The organism is Bartonella sp. AU18XJBT (assembly GCF_028618595.1).
In the GTDB taxonomy this organism is placed as follows: domain Bacteria; phylum Pseudomonadota; class Alphaproteobacteria; order Rhizobiales; family Rhizobiaceae; genus Bartonella.
Genome location: NZ_JAQITE010000002.1, coordinates 127,508 through 154,195, shown reverse-complemented (window position 1 = coordinate 154,195; position 26,688 = coordinate 127,508). Strand labels below are relative to the sequence as shown.

Genomic DNA, 26,688 nt, shown 5'->3' with positions numbered 1-26,688 from the left:
GTCAAAATCTATTTTGACAAAACCCGCATTTAATGCTAAAAAATAACCATAAAAACAACAAATTACCACGTATTCCTACCTAATCCAACCTCTTCCCACTTAGTATAAAACCTACTGTCAAACTACACTTACTTTTTTGTTGAATCATAAAAAAATATGATGCTAAAAAATAACCATAAAAACAACAAATTACCACGTATTCCTACCTAATCCAACCTCTTCCCACTTAGTATAAAACCTACTGTCAAACTACACTTACTTTTTTGTTGAATCATAAAAAAATATGTCCCAATCTTACCTCTATGCATCGTTATATGCTTTGCTTCTTGTGTCTAAAGCCTAAACTGCCTGCATATCGCATTGTTTTTATATTTAATATATATTTTTAGATTTATTCGTAACTTATTAGAAAAGTTTCTATATTTTGATAGAAATATCTTCTATCAGTTCACTTTTTTCAACAGATTCTGAAAAGATTCTCAAAAAGTCTGCAAAGTTAAAGACTATTTAATACGTATTATTTCTTTTTTAAAAATCAAAATTAGTGATGCCCCATTCCTTACCAGCAATTGTATTATTTGCAGAGCAATCTGTATAAGATAGTGCAACCTCTTTTATGAAGTTAACTAAAGTTTTTTGAATTTCTAGTATATTGTTTAAAGACAAAAAACTCCCTTTTATTTATGCAAGCAGCTTAGATATCGGCTGATAATCCTCTCGCTTATAAAAATCCTTTCTTTAATAACCTTCAGAACCACAATTAAAGTGGTGAAGATAAAACAAGATTTTTAGACGATCATAACGCACAATAAAATCAGAGCAGTTTAAATGTTCAATGCTAACACCTGCTAAACAGAGGCAAATAAGTTTTATAGCACGCCTTCAAATCAGAAGGGCTTAAGCCCCCGCGCGTTACGATGGGTTTCAACTCTCATCGTACGATTTACCTTCTCTCTAAAACTTAATCGTTGTAAATATAAAAATCTTGAAGCTCGTTCTAAATCCGTGAAAGTTTCTGGATCTTGCTGTATTAAACGTTGAAACTCCTCACGGCTGTCATCTGAAATGCTAATATTTTTCATAAAAGGACGATAATGGCGTTGTAACATCCTTAAAAAGTTTACAACATCACCTAAGAGATTATTGCTAATTTCAGGGGATAGAATCAATTTCAGCTCAAAGAAAATCCCACCTATGCCAACAAAGGGGGCATTCTACATGCTATGAAAAATGTTCTCAATAATTTTGATAATTTTTTCGGTCAAATTTTTTTTGTCAGTAATATCAGCAGCAACTAGTGTGGAATTAACAGGATTATAATTTTTTATCCTAAAATGTATCCATCATTTTTTTACACTCTTTCATTTATCTTAGCCTTCTTCTCACAGCTTCAAGTGATAAAAAGCAACTGTAATGTTAAGTTGTCTTGCATCGAACAAATTTCTCGCAAACTATCCCTATTGGCTAGACGACAACCCATCCTCTTATTTAAAGAGAGAAAAAATTTTCTTTTTATTCAGTTATAAAGTAAATATTATCCAATTACTTATGAGTGTTATGCATTCAAATGGAAACTGTAATTCTTTCTACTCTGAATGATACTGTACCCATTTATATAAGTTTAGGAACGCGCGCTATTATGAATATTCATAAAATGCTTCAAAAATTGATATCAGCAAAACTTCTGTTTAAAAAGGGAAAAAATGTTCTCTTACTTGCTACTGAAAAAAACTGTTCAGATTTGTCTTTATATTGCTGAAGATCTTCAAAAAACATGAAGTTATCCCAATGCTTACAAGTGTGCCAACAATTCAACTTTGAGATAATATATCTGTGCTAGAGTTATGCCAATCTCACTAATCTGTTGTTGTCTGTGAAGAGAATAATATCAGTGGAGAAGCTTAGAGATGCAATTGTTCAATCGCTTATGGAACAAAATATCCTATGCCAATTTATACCATTAGGAATACCCAACGACCCCATCTGTAAAAAACAAACTGGATGTATTAACAAATCATGAAATCAATCGAGAAAACATAAATAGTGTTAGTAATGATATACTATACAAAAAATATTCAACTGCTTCCTAATATGCTCGCCAGTTCAAAAACATCATAACTCATTGAGGATGCAAGAAAATAAGAAAGAAACGCACATTAATTCACGCAGACTTGCTCTCAGTAAACGAGATTTTTTAAAAGATCGTATGAGTATTTTTTTCATTGCTTAAATGTACTCCATAAAAACAATATCATATCCATATAATATATTATCAAATAAACTTAATATAAATAATATACAGATTATAAAAATATTATTTATTAAATCCATTTTTTATTATAATTATAGATTTCAATAAATACATATTAACATTTTAAATTATTTTATTTATATACAAAAATTAATATTATTCTATTTTAAAATAAAACGAAATGAATTTTATGTTAATGTGGAAAAGAAGTGATTAACATATTATATTTTTATATATAGGAGGGAAAAATGCTCACAGCATTATTTATATCTATTTTTTCTATATCAACAGTTGTTTTACCTTTAATATCAGCGCTTTTTCCTTTTTATCTATAGAATGAGCTTTTAATAAAGTAAGTAAAATATTTATGCAATGTTATTAGTGTTTATTATTATTAAGATTTTTGCGTTAATATTATCGTATTTACTGAGTATTTTCTGTGATTTTATAGAGAAGCTTCTTGATCTTTTCTATTTAACTTTAACTGTTAACATATTTGTAAAGTATATAATTATGCGCCTCTATAAAAAGACTTTCTTTTTCTGAAAGAAGTATAACATATTGCTTTCATTGCTTAAAAATATCTATATTTACTAAACTCTTGCGTGTAATATCTTTGATTGTCTGAGTACCGGTCAGTGTCATAGCTACCCGCATTTCATTGGCAAAAAGATCAAGGAGATGCATAACACCTTTCTTACCTGCTGCTGCAAGCGCATAAACAAAAGCACGACCAATCATAACAGCATCCGCTCCTTGTGCTATCATGCGTACAACATCAAGACCAGAACGAACACCCGAGTCCGCTAAAATAGTCAAATGATCCTTTACAGCATCCGCAATTGCAGGCAACGCCCGTGTTGTTGATAATACACCATCAAGCTGACGTCCGCCGTGATTAGAAACAACAATACCATCCGCACCAAACTTTACTGCTTCTCGCGCATCTTCTGGATCAAGAATACCTTTCAAAATCATTTTTCCTTTCCAAAAATCGCGAATCCATTGTAGATCATGCCAACCAATTGATGGATCAAAATTTGCACCAAGCCAACCAACGTAATCATCCAATGCAATTTTCTTTTTGAGATAAGTGGAGACATTTCCAAGATCATGAGGGCGCCCCATAACACCAACGTTCCAAGCCCAATATGGATGAGTTAAAGCTTGTAAAAAACGACGTAAGCCAGCATAAGGACCAGACATCCCCGAATGCGCATCACGATAACGTGCACCAGGAACCGGCATATCAACTGTAAAAACCAATGTGCGTACACCAGCTAACCAAGCCCGTTCTAGTGTATCACGCATGAAACCACGATCTTTGAGAACATAAAGTTGAAACCAAAATGCACTTCCAACCGCTTCTTGCACTTCCGCAATGGGACAAACTGAAACAGAGGATAGAGTAAAAGGAATCCCTTTTGCCGCTGCGGCACGCGCTGCTTTTACCTCTCCACGACGTGTATACATGCCCGTTAGCCCAACAGGTGCTAGTACAATTGGTAAATCAAGTGTCTGATCAAAAAGCTTGATTGAAAGATCAACTTCACCAACTTGCCTTAGAATCCTCTGACGCAGTGCAAGTGCTTGAAGATCTGTACAGTTACGTCGCATCGTTTCTTCAACATAAGCCCCACCATCAATATAGTGAAAAAGAAAGGGAGGAAGACGACGCTTTGCTGCCTTACGATAATCAAGTGTTGAAGAAATAATCATTGACGGCACCATTGTTCCTAAATGAAAAGAGAAGACATCCTAAAACACATAAAAGCGAATCCGTGCACCTACCTATTCGATATTCTCCCAAAACACTCTATTGAATAGATAAAAACAACAGAGATTGCAACTTTCTAAAAAAACTAATTGATAAAAACAACGTCTTTATTTCTCTTATCCAAATTTAAAATCTCACAGCATGAAGTATCATTAACAACGTATCTACTCATATATTGTTCATGTGCAATTGAAATATTATACTCTCTTTAAACCAATACCTCTTCGAAAGCGATTGCTCCGCAGCTTAATTAGTTATAATTTCAAGTCGTTTCTCCCTCCAAAGGTCCTTATATTATCGGTTATAAGAATATAGAGTATCATTAAGCATAAACCATACTCTCCCCCAAAAGATGAAAAGATCCTTTATTAATACTGGGAATAAAGCTGTCGCATACATCCAGAAATCTTCTTATATCAATATTCAAAACTGAGACCTGTTACTTATTCATGAAAGTTTATAAAAATATACAGTGCCTAATTCACATAAAGTATAAAAAAAATTTTAATATTCATACTAATAGAAGATCCCCATATTGCATTGAATAATTTTATAGCAATATTATATTTTGAGGCTATAAATGAGTTACTAAAATTAGAACAATGTTTATTAAAAAAATTGTTACTAAACTACTGTAGTGAAAAACTTCTTTATTGGCTCTTAAGGATAATTTTTATACGCAATAAAATATACTGGTCATTTAAGCTCTAGAAAAATGGCGCCAAGTGTAGCATCCAATCTCGCATATTTATTTTGAATAAGCAAATACACTACTGTTATATTGAATTTCAGTAACTTATTGATTTATTATAATAATAAATATGAATAACATATTGAATATAGTAAAACTCTTTCATTTTAGCTTTTTTCATGATGAAATAATCAAAACTATTCTTTTCCATATCATAAACGGAGTTCGTACAGATAAAAACTCTTGAAAAAAGAAGAAAAATGCCTCTCATATCCTCTCAAATGCAAGGAATGCGATAACTTTGGAAACTAAAAATTAAAAGAATGGCGCCGGTTTTGCGAAGCACACAATTTTCTTTTATCCAAAATAGGCTTTCTGCATACATGTTATCAAAATTCGTAGTTCCCAACTCATTTAAAATGCTTGGACAACTTTAAACCCTGTGCTTGATAATGTGATCCAACATCATGTCCATAAAGGGTTGATGGTCGATTAAGCATATGCTCATAAACCAAACGCCCAATCATTTGACCATGCTCTAAGATAAAAGGAACTTCATGGCTCCGCACTTCTAAAACCGCTCTTGCTCCTTTTCCACCCGCCTCCTTGTGCCCAAACCCTGGATCAAAAAAGCCTGCATAATGCACCCTAAACTCACCAACTAAAGGATCAAAGGGTGTCATTTCTGCGGCATAAAGCGGAGGCACATGAACAGATTCTCGTGAAACTAAAATGTAAAATTCATCAGGATCAAGAACTAACTCCCTTTGACCATGATCAAAAAGAGGTTCCCAAAAATCTAAAATGTGGGCAACAGCACGTTTATCAATATCAATAACACTTGTATGATGTTTACCACGATAACCTATAAGCCCGTTTTCGTCTCCCTTTAAATTAATGGAAAGACCAATACCACCAACGCTAATATTAGGAAAATCCTCCGATATCAGTGTTTCTTGTCTTTGCAAAGTGTGCAACTCTATTTCATTTAAATAACTTTTCCCTTTTCTAAACCGAAGCTGTGATAAATGTGAGCCTGTATGCACCAAAATTGGAAATGTGCGTGGACTAATTTCCAAATAAAGTGGACCATGATAACCAGCACAAATTTTATCAAACTCCTGAGCATTATCCGTAATAACACGTGTAAAAACATCTAATCGGCCTGTAGAACTTTTGGGATTGGCAACAGCAGATAAAAATTCTGGTAAAGCTAAACTTTCCAAAAGAGGAACAATATAAACACACCCCGTTTCCAAAACAGCTCCGTCTCGTAAATCAAACTCATGCAACTTTAACCGCTCAAGCTTATCCAAAACTTTTGTATCAGGTCCTGGCATAAAAGAAGCACGTATACGATAAGCTTTCTCCCCTAAACGAAGATCAAGACTTGCTGGTTGTATTTGAGATCTATCAAATGGATACTGAGCCTTGAGAACGTTATTCTCAATCAAAGCTTGTATATCACTATCTGCTAAAATACCGCTTATACGCGCCATATATATTGCCTTCCCTTTTTACATTGTTTCTTTTTTGACCTAGATGATAAATTGGTGCAAGCTATTTTAAGGTGATAAAAACTATTTTTTCTGTTTTTTCCAACTAAGTTGTTATCATAAAATAAAATACTTCGAATGATGAAGAGCTCTTTAAAAATAAAATAGGAGGTATTGTAAAAATAATACCTTTCATGTTCTCTTATTCTTGAATGTCGCACAAATGATGTTATCATAATTATTCTATAGAAGCCTTAGGATTCCTGTTAGAATTTATTATGATTATACGCCATCTTAGCGAAAATATTATTAACCAAATCGCCGCTGGTGAAGTTATTGAGCGACCAGCAAATGTTGTCAAAGAACTTGTTGAAAACGCTATTGATGCTGGTGCAACACGCATCGAAATTATTACAGCAAATGGTGGAAAAAATTTTATAAAGGTGAGTGATAATGGTCATGGAATTCCTGCAGATCAGTTAACTTTAGCAGTTTCTCGCCATTGTACCTCAAAGATTACCGATGACGTACACAATATTTGCTTCCTTGGGTTTAGAGGAGAAGCCCTCCCCTCTATTGGTTCTGTTGCTAAACTCAAACTCATTTCACGAACAAAAGATGCTGAGAGCGCTGCTGAAATTTCCGTTACTGCAGGAAAAATTGTAGGACCCAAACCAGCTGCTGCAAATCTTGGAACAATTGTTGAAGTTCGTGATCTTTTCTTTGTCACGCCGGCACGATTAAAATTTATGAAAACTGATCGGGCTGAAACAAATGCTATTAGCGATATGATTAAGCGAATTGCTATCGCATTTCCACATATCCGCTTTTCTCTTTCAGGACTAGACAGAACATCTATGGAACTGTCTGCTACAGAAAATAATATTCAAGGACAATTACAACGTATTACGCAAATTATGGGAAAAGAATTCGCCCCTAATAGCATCGCACTGAATGCTGAACGCGAAGCAGTGCGCTTAACGGGTTTTGCCTGTTTACCATCTTTCAACCGAAATAACAGCCTTCATCAATTTGCTTATGTTAATGGGCGTCCCGTACGTGATAAATTTCTATGGGGCGCTATCCGAGGCGCTTATGCTGATGTCATAACACGAGATCGTTATCCTGTCGCTATTCTTTTTATTGATCTCCCACCTGCTGAGGTAGATGTTAATGTACATCCAGCCAAAGCTGATGTACGATTCCGTGATCCAGGATTAATTCGTGGTCTGATCGTTGGAGCTATTCGTGAAGCATTGCAGCAATCTGGTATTCGTCCTACTTCAACCCGTTCTGAAGCAACGCTAGCTGCATTTCAAATACAAAAACCATTGGCACAACAACCGTTAGGCAATTTTAAGAACACGTACCAATCCTCTTCTTATAGCCCACAGCCTCATCATTTTTCCGCCGCTTCAATGGTTCACAAACCATTGGATATTACCAGCTCTTTTGGTTTAAAAGAAGATGCTACTCCTATTATGGAGGGCTTAGATATACCAAGTGGAGATGCGTACATTCCAAACACTACATCTTCATCAGAAGAATTATCTTATCCATTAGGAGCGGCCAGAGCACAAATCCATAAAAACTATATTATCGCCCAAACACAAGATAGTTTGATCATTGTCGATCAGCATGCAGCTCACGAACGATTGGTTTATGAAGCACTCAAAAATGCACTTTATTCCAAACCGCTTCCTTCACAGTTATTACTTATTCCTGAAATTGTAGAACTCTCTGAAGAGGATGCAACATGCCTTTTAACGCATAAAGATGCTTTGCAAAAATTTGGATTAGGAATAGAGCCTTTTGGACCAGGAGCAATCGTTGTGCGTGAAACACCTTCCATGTTAGGAGAGATCAACGTCCAAGCCCTTATTAAAGATCTCGCAGATGAGTCCGCGGAGTATGATACAACAAACAATTTAAAAGCAATGCTTGATTATGTTGCAGCAACGATGGCTTGTCACGGTTCAATACGGTCAGGGCGCCTTTTACGCCCCGAAGAAATGAACACACTGTTACGACAAATGGAGGCAATACCCAATACAAGTACGTGTAATCATGGACGCCCTACTTATATTGAGCTCAAATTGGCGGATATAGAACGGCTTTTTGGCAGAAAATAAAATCTTAAGCATTTTATCAAGAAAAATATTTTTAAATTAACTCTCGACTTTATAATATATCTTATGGCACTTTTCTTGAATCTCTTGTATCAGTAAGAAGGAATTATAATGTTTTCTGATAGTGAACGCAAAGCGAAAATCCATTATTCTAATAATGGATATGACATTATAGAGTATGGTACCTATACCATTTGTGCTGTTAGCGGGCAAAAAATCCCTATAGATGATTTAAAATATTGGAATCATCACCGCCAAGAAGCATATGCTAGTTGTGAAATCTCCTATCAGCGCGAACTTGAGTGCAACCCATATCTCAAGCAATTGTTAAAAACAAAAGAAAAATAGACCCTTAAAAGCTATAAATTTAGCCTTTGCCTTTTAGACAAGAAAATTCAAGGGAACGTTTTCTGAAGCGGATCATTACCTCCTCAAGGACCATACGACAGAAATCTTTTTGAACAAAAGCGACATTCACATCAAAAACAATAAGGTTTTTCAAATCTTTTTGCGTGTGAAGTGTCCGTGTACGGATATAATCTTTAGCTGTTGTTGCTAGCCATAAATTGTGCATCTTAGCCTTTTGTATAAGGCTTTTTAAATTTTTATCTGTGAAAAAATAGTGGTCTGGATATGTGTAAGTTTGTACCACATGACCAGATAATTCTTTAATAGATTTAAAAAATTTATCTGGATTGCCAATACCGGCAAATGCCAAAAATGATTTTCCTGAAACCTCATCAGAGGCACTTACCTTAAGATGAGCACGATATAAAGGCTTTCCAGTACGAGAAACAAGAAAAGCAACATTATCGGACGCATTGGAGTGACCAATCAATAAAACACTATCCATAAAAGAAAACTGCGTTTTTAATGGTACGCGCAAAGGTCCTGCTGGAAAGACAGCTCCATTACCAAAACCGCGCGTCGCATCAACAACGAGTAACGCATAATCCATGTAAAGACGGCGACTTTGAAATCCGTCATCCATTAAAATAAGATTACATCCCTCTTTTTTCAACCGTTGTGCTGCTGCATAACGATTAGGTGATACAGCTACAAAAGCATGCCGTGCAAGTAAAAGTGCCTCATCTCCAACATTATGTGCAGTATCATATTTCTCATTTACAAGATGTACCCCTTTAACTGATCCACCATAACCACGTAATACAATACCAGGTACGAAACCAAGTTCTTTAGCCACTTTGGTAAAAGCAATAACAACCGGCGTTTTACCCGCTCCACCACATGTAAAATTTCCAATACACAAAACTGGCAGATCAAGCACAGGAGGCTGTCTTGTCATAAAACGGCTTGAAAAATAACCATACCCCCATGAAACTGGAGCTAATACAAAACGCAAAAAGCTTTTATTTTTCCACCAAAAATGGGGGGCGCTAATATGCATATCTACCCTGACGCTGACGTAAACCTGTTTGTATTACAAGGGGTTGTAAAAATGGATCTAAAATCTTTAATGTGCGCTCAAGTGCACCTGCCATACCTGACGCTACTTCATGAGCCTTATCAACCATTTCTTGTCGTAATGTTTCATTTGTTAAAAGCTTATATACCTGAATAGCAAGCTGTTTTGTATCTTGAACCATATATGCTGCATCATGCGTTAAAAATTGTTCAAACATCTCTTGAAAATTTGAAACATGAGGTCCTGTCAAAATAGCGGAACCAAGCAAAGCCAATTCCAATGGATTGTGTCCACCTTTTCCACATAACGATTTACCAACGAAAGAAGCTTTTGATAAGCGAAGAAAAAGTCCCATTTCTCCAATTGTATCCCCCCACAAAATATCGGTATTCATGTTTGGAACAGCATCTCTACTCCTACGAATAAAACGCAACCCCTCATTGTCGCATTTTTTGATAAGATCTTCTGAACGTTCAGGATGTCGAGGCACAATAATTGTTAATAAATCTGGCAAATAATTTTTAACAATCTTATGGACCTCAAAAGCAATCTCCTCTTCTCCTTCATGTGTTGAAACAGCAGCCCAAACTGGACGATTGCCGATAGCATTACGATAACGTGCAAGCAATGCTTGATTTTCAACCAGAAAAACATCCGCCTTGAGATTACCAGAAAACGTAACAGATTTTACGCCAAGTGTATGGTAATAAGCTACATCTCTTTCGTTTTGACCAATCGCCAAATTAATATCCTTAAAAATATGTTTGGCAAGAACGCGTCGTTTTTGCCAAGCTTTAAAAGAACGCTCAGACATATGGGCATTCACCAAAATCTGCGGAATACGCATTTTTGCCAGTTCTTTAATACGAAGAGGCCAAATTTCTGATTCACAAATCAAGACGAGATCAGGCTTCCAATGACTAATAAAACGGCGCACTGCAAAATCTAAATCCAAAGGAGCATATTGATGAATTAACCTATTACCAAAATGTTTTTTTACAAGAGTAGAAGATGTCACAGTCCCAGTTGTCATTAAAACATTGATTTCCAACGATAAAATATAATTTACAAGTGGAACAAGTGCAAGTGTCTCTCCAACACTTGCTGCATGCAACCAAACTAACGAACCTTGGGGGCGTACATGAGAACTTTTACCTAAACGCTCTTTTTTGCGACACCACTCTTCTTTTCCACGAATAGCACGAAAGAACAAATAAAAAGGAATAACAGGACATAAGCAAAAACCAATCATCCGATAGCTTAAAAGAGCCGTATGTGCCTTTAATTTTGCCATTTAAAATCACCTCATCCAGCTATTTTAAGATATCTATATGCTTATTTTGTTAAAAAATTCATCAACACTATTGGTTGCATCCATATTTTTTTAATATCATCCATATCTTGATATAAAAACGCTTAAATACTAAGAAAATTCAATACATAAAGGACAAAAATGCAATTTTATCGTCATATTTTTTTAAAACTTTTCCTATAAAGATAATATATACACATTATTTAAATCTCTTTTAATGAAATTTTGTCACTTATATCGATTTTATCACTTCATTCTGCACCCTATAAAAAATCTTACTTAAAAAATAACAAAGCTACATTTTTGTCGATTATAATTTTGAAAATATAAATGATAAATATCATACAATCTATGATATAGATTGTATCAATTTTTTTCAGATCACTGAATAAATACCTCTTATGATTTTAGTGAGGCTTCCAGTTTTGCACGTTGGTATTTTAGAGAAAAAACTTATTTTTACATATGTTAGGTATTGTCAATTTTTCAAAAAATAACCCATATAGACATTATAACCTGTATAAATACAACAAATAAAATATGTTTAAAAGGAAGCTCAATCTCTATGTTTTCATTTCAATAAAATGAATATGTAAAACTAATCTTAAAAAAACTTTTGAACGGTATAGAGTTCTCATTTTAAATTGTGATATAATTTCTTAAAGGTAACCCAGAAAAATCTAATCTTGTTTAAGAGAGAGTTTCTTAAAAGTCTTAAAGCAATTTAAATAAGAGTTTTCAAAATTTTAAATCCTCTCTTTTCAGGAGATAACATGATATATTATTCCTTTTAAGATTGTATATAATCAGCACAAAATGACTAATTTATAGATTGTAGCTTTAAACGAACACTCAAGAAACTCTTATGAGGTAAGTTAGCTTCATAAATCTATTCAGTTTCTCTAAGTTTTTGATTTTGGTAAGTTTCTAACGACTTTCATGGTTTCTAAGCTTACAGTAATAACCCATTGAAAAAATTCCAATGGATAAGTAGAGAGTGCTAATAATCTCAACAGAGTAGTCATTGGTATCATTAATAATGCTACTTTTTTATTAATCTTAACGCATTAGTGTCTCATACCCCATTCAAAAGCAAAGTGACTATTCACAATATAATCATAAACTTCGAGTGATCGCTGTCATGATAATATTGCTGTTGTAAATAGGTTGATAGAACTATCTTGCATTTTTATTAAACGTAAAAATGGGGGTGCAACAATAGATTTTATACCTTGCACGGCCACTATTATGAAATGGACTTTGGTGCTTTGAGAGATGTTTCCTTAAGAAAACATATGAATTTTAAACAACAAGCATATTCTTTTTTACAACGCTCTATTTTACCCGAAGAAAGTACCTATAAAAAGGACGACTAAACAAAAGCATGAAGCAATCTACAGGCTATAATGACCAAATATTCAAGCTTTATTCTGCATCGCCTAACTCAGCATCAAGAAACGGCTGCAAATCTACAATGTAATAACGTTGTAATGCATTATCTACACTGCTTTGTGCTTTTGCCTGCCATGCTTCTTTCGCCGATTGATAATCTGAGAAAATACCAACCACATCTAAATCATCAGGATTCTTAAATTGATTACTGTTAAGATTTTTTAATTCCCCACCAAATACAAGATGTAAATATTGTTTTTTTTCGTTGGTTTCAGTCATATGTGCCTCTATATTATTTAGATTATTTTAGCGTGCTTTTACGTGATTAAACTAACTTTGTTTGACGAACAACATCTATCATATCTTGACAGCAATTATTTTTACCAGCAATTAAAAGTCCATACTGGTAAGGTTCAATTCCATAAGATAGTAAAGAGGCATCAAGCGATAAAAAACACCCTCCACACTCCTGCAAAATAAGATCAGCAGCGGCAATATCCCATTCATGACAATTCGGACGAACTAATACGATATCAATTTCATCTTGAGCAACAAGAACAATACGGTAAGCAAGAGAAGGAAGATAATGGTAAAGATTGACTCGATTGAGAAAATCATCTGGTAATTTTTCTGCGAGCGATTTATCAAGCGAAATTTTATATTTTCGATGAACCTGAAAAGCTAAACGAGGAAGTTTTATCCCATTTAATGTTGCCCCTCCACCCGTGACAGCTGTATAAACATCTCCTTGAGCCGGACATTGTAGAACGCCCACAATAGGACGCCCATTCTCAATAATGGCAACCGAAATACACCAATAAGAACTGCCAGAAAGAAAACCTCGTGTTCCATCAATAGGATCAACAACAAAAGAGCGTTCATAATCTTGTTGTTCTCGACTATCTTTTGTTTCTTCTGAAATCCATCCATAATTTGGACGTGCTCCAAGAAGCTTCTCTTTCAAAAAATGATCAACAGCAAAATCTGCTTCACTGACTGGAGAATTACCCTCTTTAATCCAAACATCCAACGTACACCCAAAATACCGCATTGCTAAATCTCCTGCCTCTCGACAAACGTCACGCAAAAGATTTAAATCAGAAGAATGATGCGTGTTATTTTCCTGCAAGTGTCATCCCTTCAATTAACAATGTTGGAGCTGCTGTACCATAACGCCGATCAATATCATTGGCAGGTGTTAAATGTGCTAACATATGAAGCAAATCAGAACCTAGTGTTACTTCACTCACCGGATAAGCAATTTCACCATTTTCAATCCAAAAACCGGAAGCCCCACGACTATACTGACCAGTAATAAAATCAATACCATGACCGAATAATTCGGTCACATAAAATCCATTTCGCAAATCTTTTATCATATCGCAAGGCGATACTAAACCCGGTTCAATAGCAAAATTTGTACTTGTCGGCTGCACTAATGATGCCGAACGCACACCGTGTCCATTTGTTTTAAGTCCCAATTCACGTGCTGTAGATGATGAAAGAAGCCAATTTTTTAAAATACCATTTTCAATAATATTGAGTGTTTGCCCCTCTACCCCTTCTCCATCAAAAGGATGAGAAGCATTTCCACGTAATCGCAAAGGTTGATCGGTTACATTAACATTAGGCTTCATTACTTCCTTGCCTAAGAAATTCTGTAAAAGACTCGTTTTACGGGCCACAGAAGCTCCATTGACCATAGATGCGATATGCCCTGCAATTCCACGAGCCGTACGCGGATTAAAAATAACATCAACGCCCCCAGTTGCCGCACGAACTGCACCCAAACGTCGGACAGCACCAAGACCTGCATTCTTTCCAACAGTTTCTGCTGCCTCTAAATCAGAAAAATGTAAGGCTGTTGTATAATCATAATCCCGCTCCATCTGTGTTCCTTCACCTGCAAGAGCACTACAAGAACGTGAAAAACAACTGGAGCGATAAGCGCCACAAAAACCATCGCTGGTCACAAGAATAAACCCACTACGGCCATAAGCTGTTGCAGCGCCACCAGAATTGCTTACACCTTTAACATCAAGAGCTGCTGCCTCCGTTTTTAAAGCATCTTCTGTTAAAAAATGACTGCTTGGCACAAAATCATCAAAAAGATCAAGATCTTTAGGATTCTTAACCAAACACTCTTTATCTGCCAAACCTTCAAATAAACTATCGGGAGAAGCTTTAGCCATCGCAACAGCACGTTCCGCAAGTTCTTGCGGATAAGATCCTAAATTAGCAGAAACACTTGCTACTTTTTTTCCAACAAAAACCCTTAGAGTAAAATCATTGCTCTCTGCTGCTTCTGTCGATTCGACTTTCCCAAAACGAACTGATACACTGGTAGAATGAACATGAACAATAGCAGCATCAGCAGCATCTGCTCCAGAACGCCTTGCTGCTTCAACCAGCGAAACTGCTTTCTCAATCTGGTTTTTGTCAGTCATCATAGACTCCCTAAAATATTTTATTATTTACATTGATAAGCATTCTGACAAATTGATATAAATCAGAATATAACTCTTGTGTGTTTATTCATATGCACATTTTATGCATTCTTTTTCTTTTAATGCATTAAATCATTTCCCTTTTAGCTTCTTTATGAAAAGACGTAATATGCCGTATATGCCGTAAAATCTCTTTAGTTTCAAGATTTCTCATGGGCCCTCATCATTTTAGATAACCCAATCTGTACTGACAATCAAATCAACCGAAAATTTGGCAATAAACAAAGGACCTAGCAATAACATTTGAATTTAAGTCCAAATCCTCAAAAATTAGAAAAGCATAAAATGACTTAAGTCACAAGCCTTATGTCCTCTGGATAGTCAAATAACTTCCTCATTCCTATAGCATTCTTTAATTTTCAAGCAAGAATCAAGAAAATGCTTTATATTTGTATATACTTCTTTGCTTCTATAAACTCTCTCATAATAAAATGGCAATCTTGTAAACAAAAAAACATAAATGGAATAAAACAGTTTTTTCTTTCATTATGGCTTCAACAAAATGAGCAGTCATAAACTTCTTTACTCTCATAGAGGCAATATCATAAAGAACTCATTTTTTGTATTTATCAGAAATAAGTCATAATCATAACATTCTCTTTCGTTTCTAATGTGTCTAATCGAGAGCATCTCATTTTTTCATGTGTCATCCCTAATCGGTTATTTTGTTATTAAACAGGCATAATTTGTCTGACTTCTTTTTCCTGAAACAAAAGTCCCAAAATACAGGATAGATTTTGATTTAAGAACTATACTCTTTCCTCTTTCCCTTCCATTAAAAAATAAAGAAGCGTAATATTGTCATAAAATGATAATCAATAAAACTTTTATATGAAACTCAACATTGTATTTATCGTTCAATTCAATCTGTAATAAGCATATTCTTCCAATTAATTTTGACAAGTTTATCGCTCATCATTGTTTTAACAGATACAAAAATATTTGCAGAAACTAGGATATCTGTACGCATTTTAAAAAATCGCTTTTTTAAACATTTAAACCAAATATATACAATGATACGAAATTAATTTTACGGAAATTAAGAATGTGCTTATTTATCCTCTAGAGCCTTTTAAAGCTGTACTCTCTAGAAAGTCATTATCTTTTAATAAAACAACACTTTGATTTATAATAATAATTGATCGGTTTGTAATTTGCATAGAAGAATCAAATATCATTAATTTTTTTCCATTTTAAACTTATTTATGTTGAGGAAATCACAACTATTCGCTCTCACATCATGAATAAAGGTAATGTTGATAAAAACTATTTAAGAAGGAGTCAAAATGCCTTTTATCAAAGCTCTCAAATCAAAAACTATCGCAATACTAGAAACTGGCAAATATCATGACAATATTGACCTACAGATTCACAAGAGCAGAAATAAGCTTCTACAACGTTCTTTATTTTCAGTAAAAATACGCACCTTATAAGCTTTTATATATTGAATAAAATTCAATGACTTTTATAAGATCTTTGGTGCAAAATTAATTTTCTCACGAGATGATTTTGTTTTCAGTAAGAGCACGTCTGCTCATTTCAATCATTGCATCACGAAGGTGTAACTTAATTTTTGACCCAATAATCATTCCAAAGAAAGGAGAAAGTAAACCAGACATCGTCACAGTATGACGAATTGTATTATTTGAAGCATCAGATTTTTTTGAACAAATATATTCATGATCAAAACTCATGTGAGTAAGAGGAAGTTTAGCATAATCAGAAAAACAAACATTTTTTATAACTTTATCAAGTGTAAAAGTTACTGTAGGTCCTTTTTAGGTTTCATACGTCCTACAGTTCCTTCTTTGAAAGGACCAGAAAGTTCTACCCACGCAAGTTCACTATCCCAGCAAGGCCATGATGCCACATCTTCCCACATAGCCCAAATCTGCTCAGCACTTGCTTCTGTGTTAATTTCTTCGCTATATATCCATTTAAACATGATAATCTCTCCTGTTTTAGAAATCATTTAGTTTTATTGCTTAAGAATAATATAAACATTATTCTTAAAACTGTAATAACGATAACACACTTAATACTTTTAGACTTACTTAATATGTAATGATTAACTCACTAAACGATATTAAAAAATAAATACACAAATGTTCAGTATAAATGAACACTATTGTCTACCTTAAATAAAAAATATTCATCGGTAGTAAAGCTAATAATATACTACAGCTTTGACAATGTGTTACACTCTTAATGTAGCTGAAATTAACAAATCAGCATATAACTTACAAAAATTAGCAGCAATACATACTTCTAATTTAGGTCCAATAGCATTACACCTCAAAGCAATTTTTGGCTAGACAGAAGAAGAGATGGCCTCTCTATATGAAAGGACGTATATTATATAAGGACTCGCTCTTGGGGCTATAAAAAACTTCAAAAAAATAAAAGATTGAAACAAAAAACATAATGAAATCAAAATTCATCAATTCCTTTAACATTAGAATCTTTTATTTACTTTCTGCTTAACCTTTTAAAACCATATAAAATGAAGAAAACTGTAAAGAAGCATTTTTTCATCCTACCGGATAAAAACGAGAACTTTCTCAAGATGTAAGCGATCGTAATTTATAGAGACGTATTGCTGTCTCACCATAAAACCGCTCATCATCTAGATAAAAGACATCAGGTAAATGAATCATTGTATCTTTCTTTTCTTCAAGTATGAAGAGTGTATCAGCTTTTGCCCACCCCCCTCGCAAAGCTTCTACGAAAGCACGTTCACCTAAACAACGGCTATAAGGAGGATCAGCGCAGATAACATCAAATGGAAGCATTGTGCCAATCTTGCCAAGTTTGGTCGCATCACGACGTAAAATCCGTCCTATCGACTGTAATTCAAAAGCTTCTATATTTTTTTGAAGCACCCCACGCCCCTCAACCGAGTTTTCAACAAAAACAGCCGCCTTTGCTCCACGTGAAAGTGCTTCGATGCCTAAAGCACCAGTACCTGCAAAAAGATCAAGAATGCGTTTATTGGTCCAAAATTGTTCTTCACGGCTAGAAAGAATATTAAAAAGGCTCTCACGTGTACGATCACTCGTTGGGCGAATCAACTGATTAACAGGCGAAAACAAAACACGCCCAGCAAATTTACCGCCTATGATCCGCACGTGAACCTCCAAATCGCTTCGAAGTTTTTGCACCATCCCTATGTGGTTTAGATTTTTTCATAGCACCACCAAACGATTTCACCTTTTTCTTTCTCTCAAAAGAATGCTCATCATGACCACCTTTTATTATTTTCTCTTTATCTTTTAAAAAGCGATCTTTCTTACCAAAGAGATGCGTCTCATCATGAGATGTTTTGTCATGTTTTTGAACAAAACCTCCCCTCTTCTCTTTGTGTGCCGGACTTTCTTTTAGTTTTTCCTTGCCTCGATGAAAGGATTTTCTACCACCCAAATCGCTCTTATGATCATGCGATTTCTCCTCACTATAGGAAGGCTTTCTACGCACACTCTGCGGACGTGCACCAGGAGCCATCCAAACATTAGCACGGCGAGAACGCGGTAGAAAACGCTCTGCTTTTCCTTCTTCACTTTTTTCCTTCTTTACATTCTCATGAGACTTTGTACTGAATTGCGCGCGACTATGTTCAACAGAACCATCTCTTGGTCGGCGCCGTATCACCCTTTCACTTGAGAAAACCCAACCATCATTTGCAACAGAACGATCTTTCTGGCATTGCTTTTCTGCAACAACTGCAGAATTTGAAAAAGGTTTCAGAATAGGAGCATCAAAATCTGCATTGGCTTGCATAATCAAACGCTCACCCAACTGATCTCGTAACATCCGCCCTTTTAACTCTTGCACAGCTCCTTCTTCTAAATCAGAGAGATGAAATGGACCATAGGATACACGGATTAATCGATTAACTGATAATCCCAATGCCCCTAAAACATTCTTTATTTCACGATTTTTTCCTTCACGCAACGCAACAGAAAGCCATATATTCGACCCTTGTTCACGTTCAATTGATGCTTCAATCGAACCATAAAAAATACCATTAATCGCAATACCATTTTTAAGGTTATCCAGCGCACTCTGCTTTACTCTTCCATGAGCACGGACGCGATATTTGCGGATCCATCCTGTTACAGGAAGCTCTAATACACGCGCTAAGCCACCATCATTGGTTAAAAGCAAAAGCCCTTCCGTGTTAATGTCAAGCCTTCCAACAGAAAGAACACGCGGCATTCCTTTTGGTAAGTTACTAAATACTGTAGGTCTGCCTTCAGGATCACGGTTCGTGGTAACAAGGCCTGCTGGCTTATGGTAAAGCCATAAACGCGTTCGTTCTATAGGAGGTAAAGGTTTGCCATCAACTTTAATAATATCAGAGCGGCTAACATTAAAAGCAGGCGTTTTCACAACTGTACCATTCACAGAAATACGACCTGCAACAATCATCATTTCTGCATCTCGACGCGAAGCAACACCAGCACGCGCTAACCTTTTAGCAATTCGTTCACTCTCATTATTTTCATTCATTTGCGTTTCAAACCAATCTTTGCCAGTATGTTCAGAAAATTATTCACATGCACCATACCGCTTATCTTAAAAAAGGAAGTAGCATAATCATTTATCATTTTCTATCCTTTAACGACAATAATGTATCTGTTGCCTTGCACATTTGTTTTAAATTCTTTAGAAAATAGAAATATTCCTTTCATCATAAAAGCGTAATAGATTATTCATTCCATAGCATTTCTGATCGAGATAACCTTTAGATTTTCTATACCTTCAGTAGAAAGGATATTATGACTTTGACGCCCATGGAAATAGCCCTTTTAGAAGCGCGATGGGCTGCAAAAAAAGATGAAGTTCCCGTAGGCGCTGTCATTACACGTGGAAAAGCTATCATTGCACGCGCTGGTAACTTTATAAAATCTGCATATGACCCTACAGGACACGCAGAAATGCGCGCAATCCGTATGGCTTGCGAAACATTGCAAAGCGAAAGGCTTCCTGATTGCGATCTTTATGTAACACTTGAGCCTTGTGCTATGTGTGCTGCTGCCATTTCATTTGCACGCATACGACGTCTCTATTACGCAACAAATGATCCCAAAGGGGGGGCTATAGAAAATGGTCCACGTTTTTATCAGCAACCAACCTGTCATCACAAACCTGAGATTTATTCTGGTTTTAAAGAAAAAGAAGCTGCTCAATTACTTAAAGATTTTTTTGTACAAAAGCGATACTAAAAAATCTTCTTCCATAACTTGCACTCTTTAAAAACTATCCTATTTCTCAAACAAGACTATTAATTCTTTTGCTATATATATATATATAGCAAAAGCTATTTCGAAGCATTTTTCTCTCTTTTAATGCTGCATACTGCTTCTATTAGATGATACATTCATTTATAAGAATAATCCATTATTTTGTATAATAAAATATAAAGTCCAAAATATCGTAGATATATTATCATTTCAAATTACATTGAATCAATAAATATCACTTTCTTGTACATCATAAGTGGAATTATCGTCTGGATAAAGAGCGTTCTAGAAAAGATTAAAAATATCCCTTATGAAGGCTCTCAAATGCAAGAATTGTCGCAACATTGGAGTCTGGAAATAAAATGATGGTATCAACTTTCTCCTTCCTAAGCATAAAGCTGCTGGAGCATAATAGATTTTACGTTATACTGTCCACATGAGCGATGTTGTAAAATGAGCTTGAAAAATGTTTCTTGTTAGAAAACGCATAAGGACTCTCTCAATGCTGTTATCATATGGCTATTTCATGAGAGCAACACCCCTTTTACAGTAGCATTATAACTGTGCGTGAATGAGAGCTTGGTATCATAAGTAATTGGAAAAATACTTTTTAAATATTTTGTTTTTTCCCTATCGACCAATAGGTGCGGTTTTTGCCGGTTGGCGATAACTTAAAGGTGGTTCAGTGAGATAGCGACGGTATTTTGAACTTCCAACTTGTGCTCTCTGACGACGTAAATATTCTTGTCGTTGCTTCGCACTCAATTGTGAAGGGTTTTCTGAACCAGTACCATTAACTGACGACCCCTTGTGAGGAAAAGGAGTATTTCCTTGATGCTTCTTCGATGCTGCTATTTCATTGACAGATCTATCTTGTTGTGGCACCGGCAAGAATCTGCGCGAACTAGGACTTGGTATTACAAGTTTTGGATGAGGTTTCATAACAATCTCGCTGCTGTTATTTGTTGGTGTTAATGAAGTAATATTAGCAACATCTTCAAAAAACTGTATCGAAACTGGTTTATTGGTACCATAGGTAGGAGCGGATAAATTACATCCCGTCAAAACAAAGCACACCCCTAAAATTCCTATTGGAAATATTTTTATTTCACGTTTTCTCACTGCCTATTCCATTTCCTAGGTGTATGGCTGATTAATATTCCCGTTATCTATGAGAGAACGGTCCATACACAAATTTCCCCCCCTGCAGATAAAACAACGGAATTTTTCTCGTACCACAAAAAACTATATTCATCAATATGAGAAATTTACTTGTATTTCTTTCCTTTGATTTAAAATGTTAAATCTTGCCAAGAATCTGCAATTCCCGCAAAGCAGCTGCATCACGAGCAGATACATCCGGATAGGCAGGATCACTCCCAACATCTTGTGTATAACGCCATGATCGAGCACATTTTTTTCCTAATGCCTTCTCTGGATATACACCAACACCTTCAACATCATTCAAAGTAAAAGCATCGGAAGGTATTGTATCCTGCGTAATTGTGAGTGCACTGGTAATGCAGATCTCCGCCATATCCACATTTTCTAATGCTTCTCGTAAAACCGGATTGGAAATAAAAACAACAGGAGCGGCTTCTAACGAGGATCCAATACGCTTATCAACACGCTCAAGCTCTAAAGCACCTGTAACAACTTTACGAACCTGCCGAATTTTTTTCCAACGCTCAGACAAAGATTGGTTTTGCCATTCTTCTGGTACAGAGCGAAATTGTTCTAAATGCACCGATTGGCTTTCTGGATAACGCTCTAACCAAGCTTCCTCCATAGTAAAAGGTAACATTGGAGCAAGCCATGTTACCATACGCTCAAAAATCTCACGGACAACCTGCAAGGAGGCCTTGCGTTTTTTTGATGAAGGCGCATCGCAATAAAGAGAATCCTTGCGGATATCAAAATAAAATGCCGATAACTCAATGATTGAAAAATCCAATAATGCACGCATAATCTTTTTAAAATCAAACTCATCGTAAGCGCGATTAATTAACTGATCAAGTTCAAAAAGCCTATGCAATATAAATTTTTCAAGATCTGGCAGTGCGCCATAAGATATTTCTTCTCCATCATCATATGCTAAAGTTCCAAGCATCCAACGAATTGCATTGCGTAGTTTACGATATGAATCCACATTTGTTTGAAGAATTTTTTTGCCTAAACGCTGATCTTCCCAATAATCTGTTGTCATAACCCAGAGACGAAAAATATCAGCTCCAGATGTTTTAATGATCTCTTGCGGAACAACCGTATTACCTAAAGATTTAGACATTTTCTTACCATTCTCATCCAAAGTAAAACCGTGTGTAATCACTGCCTTATAGGGAGAGCAAGCACGCGTACCACAGCTTTCCAAAAGAGAAGATTGGAACCACCCGCGATGTTGATCTGAACCTTCAAAATAAATATCAGCAGGCCATTTCAAATCAGCCCTATCTTCTAATACAAAGCTATGGCTAGCTCCAGAATCAAACCAAACATCCAAAATATCATAAACCTGTACCCAAGGCTCATGTGCACGCTCACCTAAAAAACGTTCACGTGCTCCTTCAGCAAACCATGCATCTGCCCCTTCTACTTCAAAAGCCCGTAAAATACGCTCGTTCACACCTTCATCTTTTAGAATAACACCATCCTCATTCGCAAAAATACAAATAGGAACACCCCAAGAACGCTGACGAGAAAGAACCCAATCAGGACGATCTTCTATCATAGAAGCTAGGCGGTTTTGCCCAGAAGACGGCACAAAACGCGTTTTTGAAACAGCTTCCAAAGCCCGACTACGTAAAGTTGAACCATCCCCAAAATCTTTATCCATTGAAATAAACCATTGCGGTGTATTGCGAAAAATAACGGGTTTTTTTGAACGCCAACTATGGGGATAGGAATGCTTTAAACGCCCCCGTGCAAACAATCGATCTGCTTTAATTAAAGCGTTAATGACCTCTTTATTAGCATCACCCATTTTTCCATTATCATCAATAACACGCGCAGGTCCTCCTTCACGATCTGGTCCTAAACCTGGAACATCTTTCGTATAGAACCCTGCATCATCAACAGGAAACGGTATAGACGAATCAATCCCCGTTTGCTCCAGTAAGGACTTATAATCATTCCAAATTTCAAAGTCCTCACGCCCATGGCTTGGTGCTGTATGGACAAAACCTGTACCAGCACTCTCTGTTACGTGCGAACCATCAAGCAATGGAATTTTAAAGTTATACCCCCCAGCCAAACCTTTGAGTGGATGAGAAAGAACAAGAGCTTTCAATTCTTCAGCAGAAATAACACGCAAACGCTTCAAAACAAGTTTGGCTTTTTCTGCACAAATCATTGCTAAAGCGTCTGCAAAGAGAAGCTTTTCTCCCACTTGAGGACCAAAATCATTTTCAGCACTTTCAACTTCGTAAATACCATAAGAAATCTGTGAAGAATAACTCACTGCACGATTGCTTGGAATTGTCCACGGCGTTGTTGTCCAAATGACGACATAAGCACCATATAAATCATCAGAATTTGCTTCAAAAACAGGAAACTTAACCCAAAGCACCTCTGATTCATGATCATGATATTCAATCTCAGCCTCTGCCAAAGCCGTACGCTCCACAACAGACCACATCACCGGCTTGGAACCACGATAAATCTGATCTGACATAGCAAATTTTATCAATTCACTGGCAATGCGTGCTTCTGCATGGAAAGCCATTGTAGTATAAGGCGTGTTAAAATCTCCCATGACACCAAGGCGTTTAAATTCTTCACTTTGAACGGTTACCCAATGCTGTGCAAATTCACGGCATTCTTGACGAAACTCGTTAAGCGGTACCTCATCCTTATTTTTTCCTTGTGCTCGATATTTTTCTTCAATTTTCCATTCAATTGGAAGCCCATGGCAATCCCAACCAGGTACATAATTTGCATTAAAACCACGCATTTGGAATGAACGGACAACCACATCCTTTAGAACTTTGTTTAAAGCATGCCCAATATGAATATGACCATTTGCATAAGGTGGACCATCATGAAGAATATAAAATGGACGATCTTTTGCTTGTTGGCGCAATTGCGCATAAAGCCCCATATTTTCCCAACGCGCCATCAATTCAAGCTCTTTTTGCGGAAGCCCTGCACGCATAGGAAAATTTGTATGTGGGAGATAAAGAGTTTTTGAATAATCTATTGTTTCATTTTTCACAGTCATTGTGAAATATTCCTGTCCACTTTTACGATTTCATTTTTGCATAACTTCCCTGAACCCTGCAACTCTGGTTTTTATCTATAGGGAAAGCCGAGCTTATCATTCGTATTAAGCAGCGATCAGGAAAATATATCATCACACTCTATGGGCTTTATCATGAAATTCACAAGAAAAGAAACCAAAAAGTGATCTTTTAAAAAATAAAGGCTCCACTAATAGTGGAGCCTTTTAGAAATTTACTCTTTAAAAAATTAGAATTTATAAGCTACACCAACACGGAAATCATTGGTTTTGTAGTTAACTTCAAGTTTTTCCTTTGCAAATTTCTTTTTACCAAAATCAGAGTAACGATATTCTGCACGTACAATCACATTATCCAGAAGCGAGAAATCAACGCCACCACCAAGTGTGTAACCAATCATGGTTTTTGTTTCATCAGCTAAGTTCTTAGAAGAAACGACTCTTCCATCGTCATCCTTAACGGATATTGATACAGTGTCTTGGAACTGCCCATAAGCAATACCCCCAGCAAGATAAGGCATAAAGCGATCAGCAGCAAAACCAATACGTACCCGTGTAGCACCACCCCAATTTTGTTTGAAAGTATGACTTAAAGTTTCAACTTCATCCTCTTGCTCAAGACCAAGTTCAGAAGCCATCTTTTTCATTTGTTCTATACCATATACACTGGAATCGTTCTTATCCACCGCTTGTGTACTTTGTGCACCATGAGAACGAGAAGCATGTGGATTAGCACCATGCGCATGAGCGCCAGAACCATGTCCACCTGCATGAGATGCACCATGCGGATTAGTACTTCCACTACCATGGACGCCATGATGACCTCCGTGTTGCGCTCCGCTTGTTCCATTGGAAGCTGTCGCTGATTCAGAGGATGATCCTGATCTCGCGAGTACAAGTGGTGCACTCGGTACTGTTTTTTCTACTGCTGATGGTTGTGATGATGATTGTACCGATGTAGACGCTTTTGCTACTGGCGTGCTTGCTGGTACAGTTACTGTAGGTTTTACTGGTGCAGGCACTACTGAGACAGTAGCTGATCGCGATGCTGACTGCACTGATGTTCCTGCTCCTGTTGTATGGGATGTCGGTTTAGGTGCAGCTGGCTGTGATCTACCTACCTGACCTACCGTTGCCCCTCCTGTATCTGATCTTCCCAATGAGGATGATACCGCTTGCACTGTTTTAGAGGGGGATGATTGTGCTACTGGCGATGCAGATGGTGTTTTTGATGCTGGTGTTGAAACTCCTGATGTTCCTTCCGCCGTCAATGTTTTTCCTGCTGTTTCATTAACATTGTTAGACTTTCCAGTTGCTGCTTGATTTGATTGTGCCGCTCCTGCTTGTGACGATTGAACTGTATTTACTGATCTATGTTGTGCTGGACTGGATTGCGTTGTAACAGATTTTCCTGACACGGATCCTGCTACTGGAGTCCCTACTGCTGTAGCTCCTGCACTAACAGGTGTTGCTGACGCAGGTTTTGCTGGTGTAGGTGTTCCTGCAACAGCAGATCCTCCTGAAGCGATTTGTTGTGCTTGTGTTGCTGGAGGCGTTTGTGGGTTTGCAGATCTGCGGGATCTTACGACTGCATTTTCTACTGTAGTGTTATCAGCCGCACCTATGGTAATGGTCTTTGTGTGTTTTTTACCAGATATCATTAAATCCGTATCGACACCAAAAACAAAGTTATCACCGAGGTCAATATTAGAACCAGCATAAAAACCACCTACAAAACCTGAAAGTTTAGGAGAGAACTCTTTATCTAGTGGAAAACTCTTTTCTTGACCAACAAGAGCCATATCAGCTTTGCTCGAAAAACCACCAGCTTGGACACCTAAATAAAGACCTGTCCATGAAAAAGTAGGTGCAACAATGGTAGAAGAAGTCGATGATGCTGGCTGATGAGGAATCATAACATCAGCAGCTAGCGCTGTAGACGCTGAAATTAAAGAAAAAATAGACGCTGTTATTAAACGTTTTGTATTCATAAAATCTCTCCAAATATCCAAAATGAAATGTATATAGAGCATCTTTTTTGAAAGATCTGTAGCAAAAATAACACACTCACAAAAAAATAAAGATTTTTTGAAAATAAAGCTTCTTAAACTTTTAATTTTGCATTCAATGAAAATTCGTAAACTAAATCACACTAGAATTATGTGTCTTAAAGTTGGATTCATTTTCATTAAATTTTTGCATAACTGTTAATGATAATATTCTTTATAAA

The 26,688-nt window shown here is 36.3% G+C and carries 17 protein-coding genes and 2 pseudogenes; 4 read left to right on the top strand and 15 right to left on the bottom strand.

Going from position 1 to position 26,688, the window contains the following annotated elements:
• Nucleotides 1-887: 887 nt before the first annotated feature.
• The 3 genes from PVV60_RS01505 to PVV60_RS01495 all read right to left on the bottom strand — a co-directional run bounded on the left by PVV60_RS01505 (nucleotide 888) and on the right by PVV60_RS01495 (nucleotide 6,218).
• Entirely contained in the window at nucleotides 888-1,169 is a 282-nt protein-coding gene (locus PVV60_RS01505; RefSeq protein ID WP_273722612.1) for a hypothetical protein, read from the bottom strand.
• Nucleotides 1,170-2,818: 1,649 nt separating this feature from the next.
• A complete protein-coding gene (lldD, locus tag PVV60_RS01500; protein ID WP_273722611.1) occupies nucleotides 2,819-3,970 on the bottom strand; it encodes an FMN-dependent L-lactate dehydrogenase LldD in 1,152 nt (383 codons plus the stop codon).
• A gap of 1,159 nt (nucleotides 3,971-5,129) precedes the next feature.
• Nucleotides 5,130-6,218: a 2'-deoxycytidine 5'-triphosphate deaminase gene (locus tag PVV60_RS01495; protein ID WP_273722610.1), complete on the bottom strand. Its 1,089-nt coding sequence runs from the start codon at nucleotides 6,216-6,218 to the stop codon at nucleotides 5,130-5,132.
• 275 nt (nucleotides 6,219-6,493) lie between these two features.
• Here PVV60_RS01495 and mutL point away from each other — a divergent pair, with 275 nt between their 5' ends.
• Nucleotides 6,494-8,347: a DNA mismatch repair endonuclease MutL gene (mutL, locus tag PVV60_RS01490; protein WP_273722608.1), complete on the top strand. Its 1,854-nt coding sequence runs from the start codon at nucleotides 6,494-6,496 to the stop codon at nucleotides 8,345-8,347.
• A 108-nt stretch (nucleotides 8,348-8,455) separates the two neighbouring features.
• Nucleotides 8,456-8,692 carry a DUF2093 domain-containing protein gene (locus PVV60_RS01485; protein WP_273722606.1) on the top strand — a complete coding sequence of 79 codons (237 nt, stop codon included), beginning with the start codon at nucleotides 8,456-8,458 and terminating at the stop codon, nucleotides 8,690-8,692.
• A gap of 19 nt (nucleotides 8,693-8,711) precedes the next feature.
• Here the strand turns inward: PVV60_RS01485 and lpxK are convergent, their stop codons facing one another.
• From lpxK to PVV60_RS01460, 6 genes and pseudogenes are all read right to left on the bottom strand, one after another.
• Nucleotides 8,712-9,752, bottom strand: a complete 1,041-nt coding sequence (gene lpxK / locus PVV60_RS01480; protein ID WP_273722605.1) for a tetraacyldisaccharide 4'-kinase — start codon at nucleotides 9,750-9,752, stop codon at nucleotides 8,712-8,714.
• Nucleotides 9,742-11,064, bottom strand: a complete 1,323-nt coding sequence (gene waaA / locus PVV60_RS01475; RefSeq protein WP_273722603.1) for a lipid IV(A) 3-deoxy-D-manno-octulosonic acid transferase — start codon at nucleotides 11,062-11,064, stop codon at nucleotides 9,742-9,744. The genes lpxK and waaA overlap by 11 nt, the downstream gene beginning before the upstream one ends.
• Nucleotides 11,065-11,971: 907 nt before the next feature.
• A pseudogene (locus PVV60_RS10815) lies at nucleotides 11,972-12,246 on the bottom strand (type ISP restriction/modification enzyme); the annotation flags it as partial.
• A gap of 261 nt (nucleotides 12,247-12,507) precedes the next feature.
• Nucleotides 12,508-12,753, bottom strand: a complete 246-nt coding sequence (locus PVV60_RS01470) for a DUF4170 domain-containing protein (protein ID WP_273722602.1) — start codon at nucleotides 12,751-12,753, stop codon at nucleotides 12,508-12,510.
• 46 nt (nucleotides 12,754-12,799) lie between these two features.
• Nucleotides 12,800-13,603: a 3'(2'),5'-bisphosphate nucleotidase CysQ gene (locus PVV60_RS01465; protein WP_273722600.1), complete on the bottom strand. Its 804-nt coding sequence runs from the start codon at nucleotides 13,601-13,603 to the stop codon at nucleotides 12,800-12,802.
• The gene (locus PVV60_RS01460; RefSeq protein ID WP_273722598.1) at nucleotides 13,590-14,921 is read right to left on the bottom strand and encodes a TldD/PmbA family protein; all 1,332 of its coding nucleotides are present in this window, start codon (nucleotides 14,919-14,921) and stop codon (nucleotides 13,590-13,592) included. The genes PVV60_RS01465 and PVV60_RS01460 overlap by 14 nt, the downstream gene beginning before the upstream one ends.
• A 1,346-nt stretch (nucleotides 14,922-16,267) precedes the next feature.
• On the opposite strand from PVV60_RS01460, the gene PVV60_RS01455 reads away from it, so the two are divergent.
• Nucleotides 16,268-16,414, top strand: coding sequence for a hypothetical protein (locus PVV60_RS01455; protein ID WP_273722597.1), 147 nt, complete (start codon nucleotides 16,268-16,270; stop codon nucleotides 16,412-16,414).
• 63 nt (nucleotides 16,415-16,477) lie between these two features.
• On the opposite strand, the pseudogene PVV60_RS10730 reads toward PVV60_RS01455, so the two are convergent.
• The 3 genes and pseudogenes from PVV60_RS10730 to PVV60_RS01435 form a co-directional block, all read right to left on the bottom strand.
• Nucleotides 16,478-16,926: pseudogene (locus PVV60_RS10730) on the bottom strand (hypothetical protein).
• Nucleotides 16,927-17,542: 616 nt separating this feature from the next.
• A complete protein-coding gene (gene rsmD / locus PVV60_RS01440; RefSeq protein ID WP_273722594.1) occupies nucleotides 17,543-18,109 on the bottom strand; it encodes a 16S rRNA (guanine(966)-N(2))-methyltransferase RsmD in 567 nt (188 codons plus the stop codon).
• Nucleotides 18,090-19,490 (bottom strand): pseudouridine synthase, encoded by a 1,401-nt coding sequence (locus PVV60_RS01435; RefSeq protein WP_273722593.1) that lies wholly within the window; start codon nucleotides 19,488-19,490, stop codon nucleotides 18,090-18,092. Before PVV60_RS01435 ends, rsmD begins: the two co-directional genes overlap by 20 nt.
• Nucleotides 19,491-19,759: 269 nt before the next feature.
• Between PVV60_RS01435 and PVV60_RS01430 the strand changes: the two genes are divergently transcribed.
• Entirely contained in the window at nucleotides 19,760-20,206 is a 447-nt protein-coding gene (locus tag PVV60_RS01430) for a nucleoside deaminase (RefSeq protein ID WP_273722592.1), read from the top strand.
• Between the two features lie 648 nt (nucleotides 20,207-20,854).
• Here the strand turns inward: PVV60_RS01430 and PVV60_RS01425 are convergent.
• The 3 genes from PVV60_RS01425 to PVV60_RS01415 all read right to left on the bottom strand — a co-directional run bounded on the left by PVV60_RS01425 (nucleotide 20,855) and on the right by PVV60_RS01415 (nucleotide 26,449).
• Nucleotides 20,855-21,346, bottom strand: coding sequence for a hypothetical protein (locus PVV60_RS01425; protein ID WP_273722591.1), 492 nt, complete (start codon nucleotides 21,344-21,346; stop codon nucleotides 20,855-20,857).
• Nucleotides 21,347-21,524: 178 nt separating this feature from the next.
• Nucleotides 21,525-24,440: an isoleucine--tRNA ligase gene (ileS, locus tag PVV60_RS01420; RefSeq protein ID WP_273722590.1), complete on the bottom strand. Its 2,916-nt coding sequence runs from the start codon at nucleotides 24,438-24,440 to the stop codon at nucleotides 21,525-21,527.
• A 248-nt stretch (nucleotides 24,441-24,688) separates the two neighbouring features.
• Nucleotides 24,689-26,449, bottom strand: coding sequence for an outer membrane protein (locus tag PVV60_RS01415; RefSeq protein WP_273722589.1), 1,761 nt, complete (start codon nucleotides 26,447-26,449; stop codon nucleotides 24,689-24,691).
• Between the last annotated feature and the right edge of the window lie 239 nt (nucleotides 26,450-26,688).

Excerpts from the sequence above, each read along its gene's own strand:
- PVV60_RS01455 (WP_273722597.1), top strand. The coding sequence starts at position 16,268 with ATGCCTTTTATCAAAGCTCTCAAATCAAAAACTATCGCAATACTAGAA.
- ileS (WP_273722590.1), bottom strand. The coding sequence starts at position 24,440 with ATGACTGTGAAAAATGAAACAATAGATTATTCAAAAACTCTTTATCTC.
- PVV60_RS01415 (WP_273722589.1), bottom strand. The coding sequence starts at position 26,449 with ATGAATACAAAACGTTTAATAACAGCGTCTATTTTTTCTTTAATTTCA.
- PVV60_RS01495 (WP_273722610.1), bottom strand. The coding sequence starts at position 6,218 with ATGGCGCGTATAAGCGGTATTTTAGCAGATAGTGATATACAAGCTTTG.
- PVV60_RS01485 (WP_273722606.1), top strand. The coding sequence starts at position 8,456 with ATGTTTTCTGATAGTGAACGCAAAGCGAAAATCCATTATTCTAATAAT.
- PVV60_RS01460 (WP_273722598.1), bottom strand. The coding sequence starts at position 14,921 with ATGACTGACAAAAACCAGATTGAGAAAGCAGTTTCGCTGGTTGAAGCA.
- PVV60_RS01430 (WP_273722592.1), top strand. The coding sequence starts at position 19,760 with ATGACTTTGACGCCCATGGAAATAGCCCTTTTAGAAGCGCGATGGGCT.
- lpxK (WP_273722605.1), bottom strand. The coding sequence starts at position 9,752 with ATGCATATTAGCGCCCCCCATTTTTGGTGGAAAAATAAAAGCTTTTTG.
- PVV60_RS01435 (WP_273722593.1), bottom strand. The coding sequence starts at position 19,490 with ATGAATGAAAATAATGAGAGTGAACGAATTGCTAAAAGGTTAGCGCGT.
- waaA (WP_273722603.1), bottom strand. The coding sequence starts at position 11,064 with ATGGCAAAATTAAAGGCACATACGGCTCTTTTAAGCTATCGGATGATT.
- PVV60_RS01470 (WP_273722602.1), bottom strand. The coding sequence starts at position 12,753 with ATGACTGAAACCAACGAAAAAAAACAATATTTACATCTTGTATTTGGT.
- mutL (WP_273722608.1), top strand. The coding sequence starts at position 6,494 with ATGATTATACGCCATCTTAGCGAAAATATTATTAACCAAATCGCCGCT.
- lldD (WP_273722611.1), bottom strand. The coding sequence starts at position 3,970 with ATGATTATTTCTTCAACACTTGATTATCGTAAGGCAGCAAAGCGTCGT.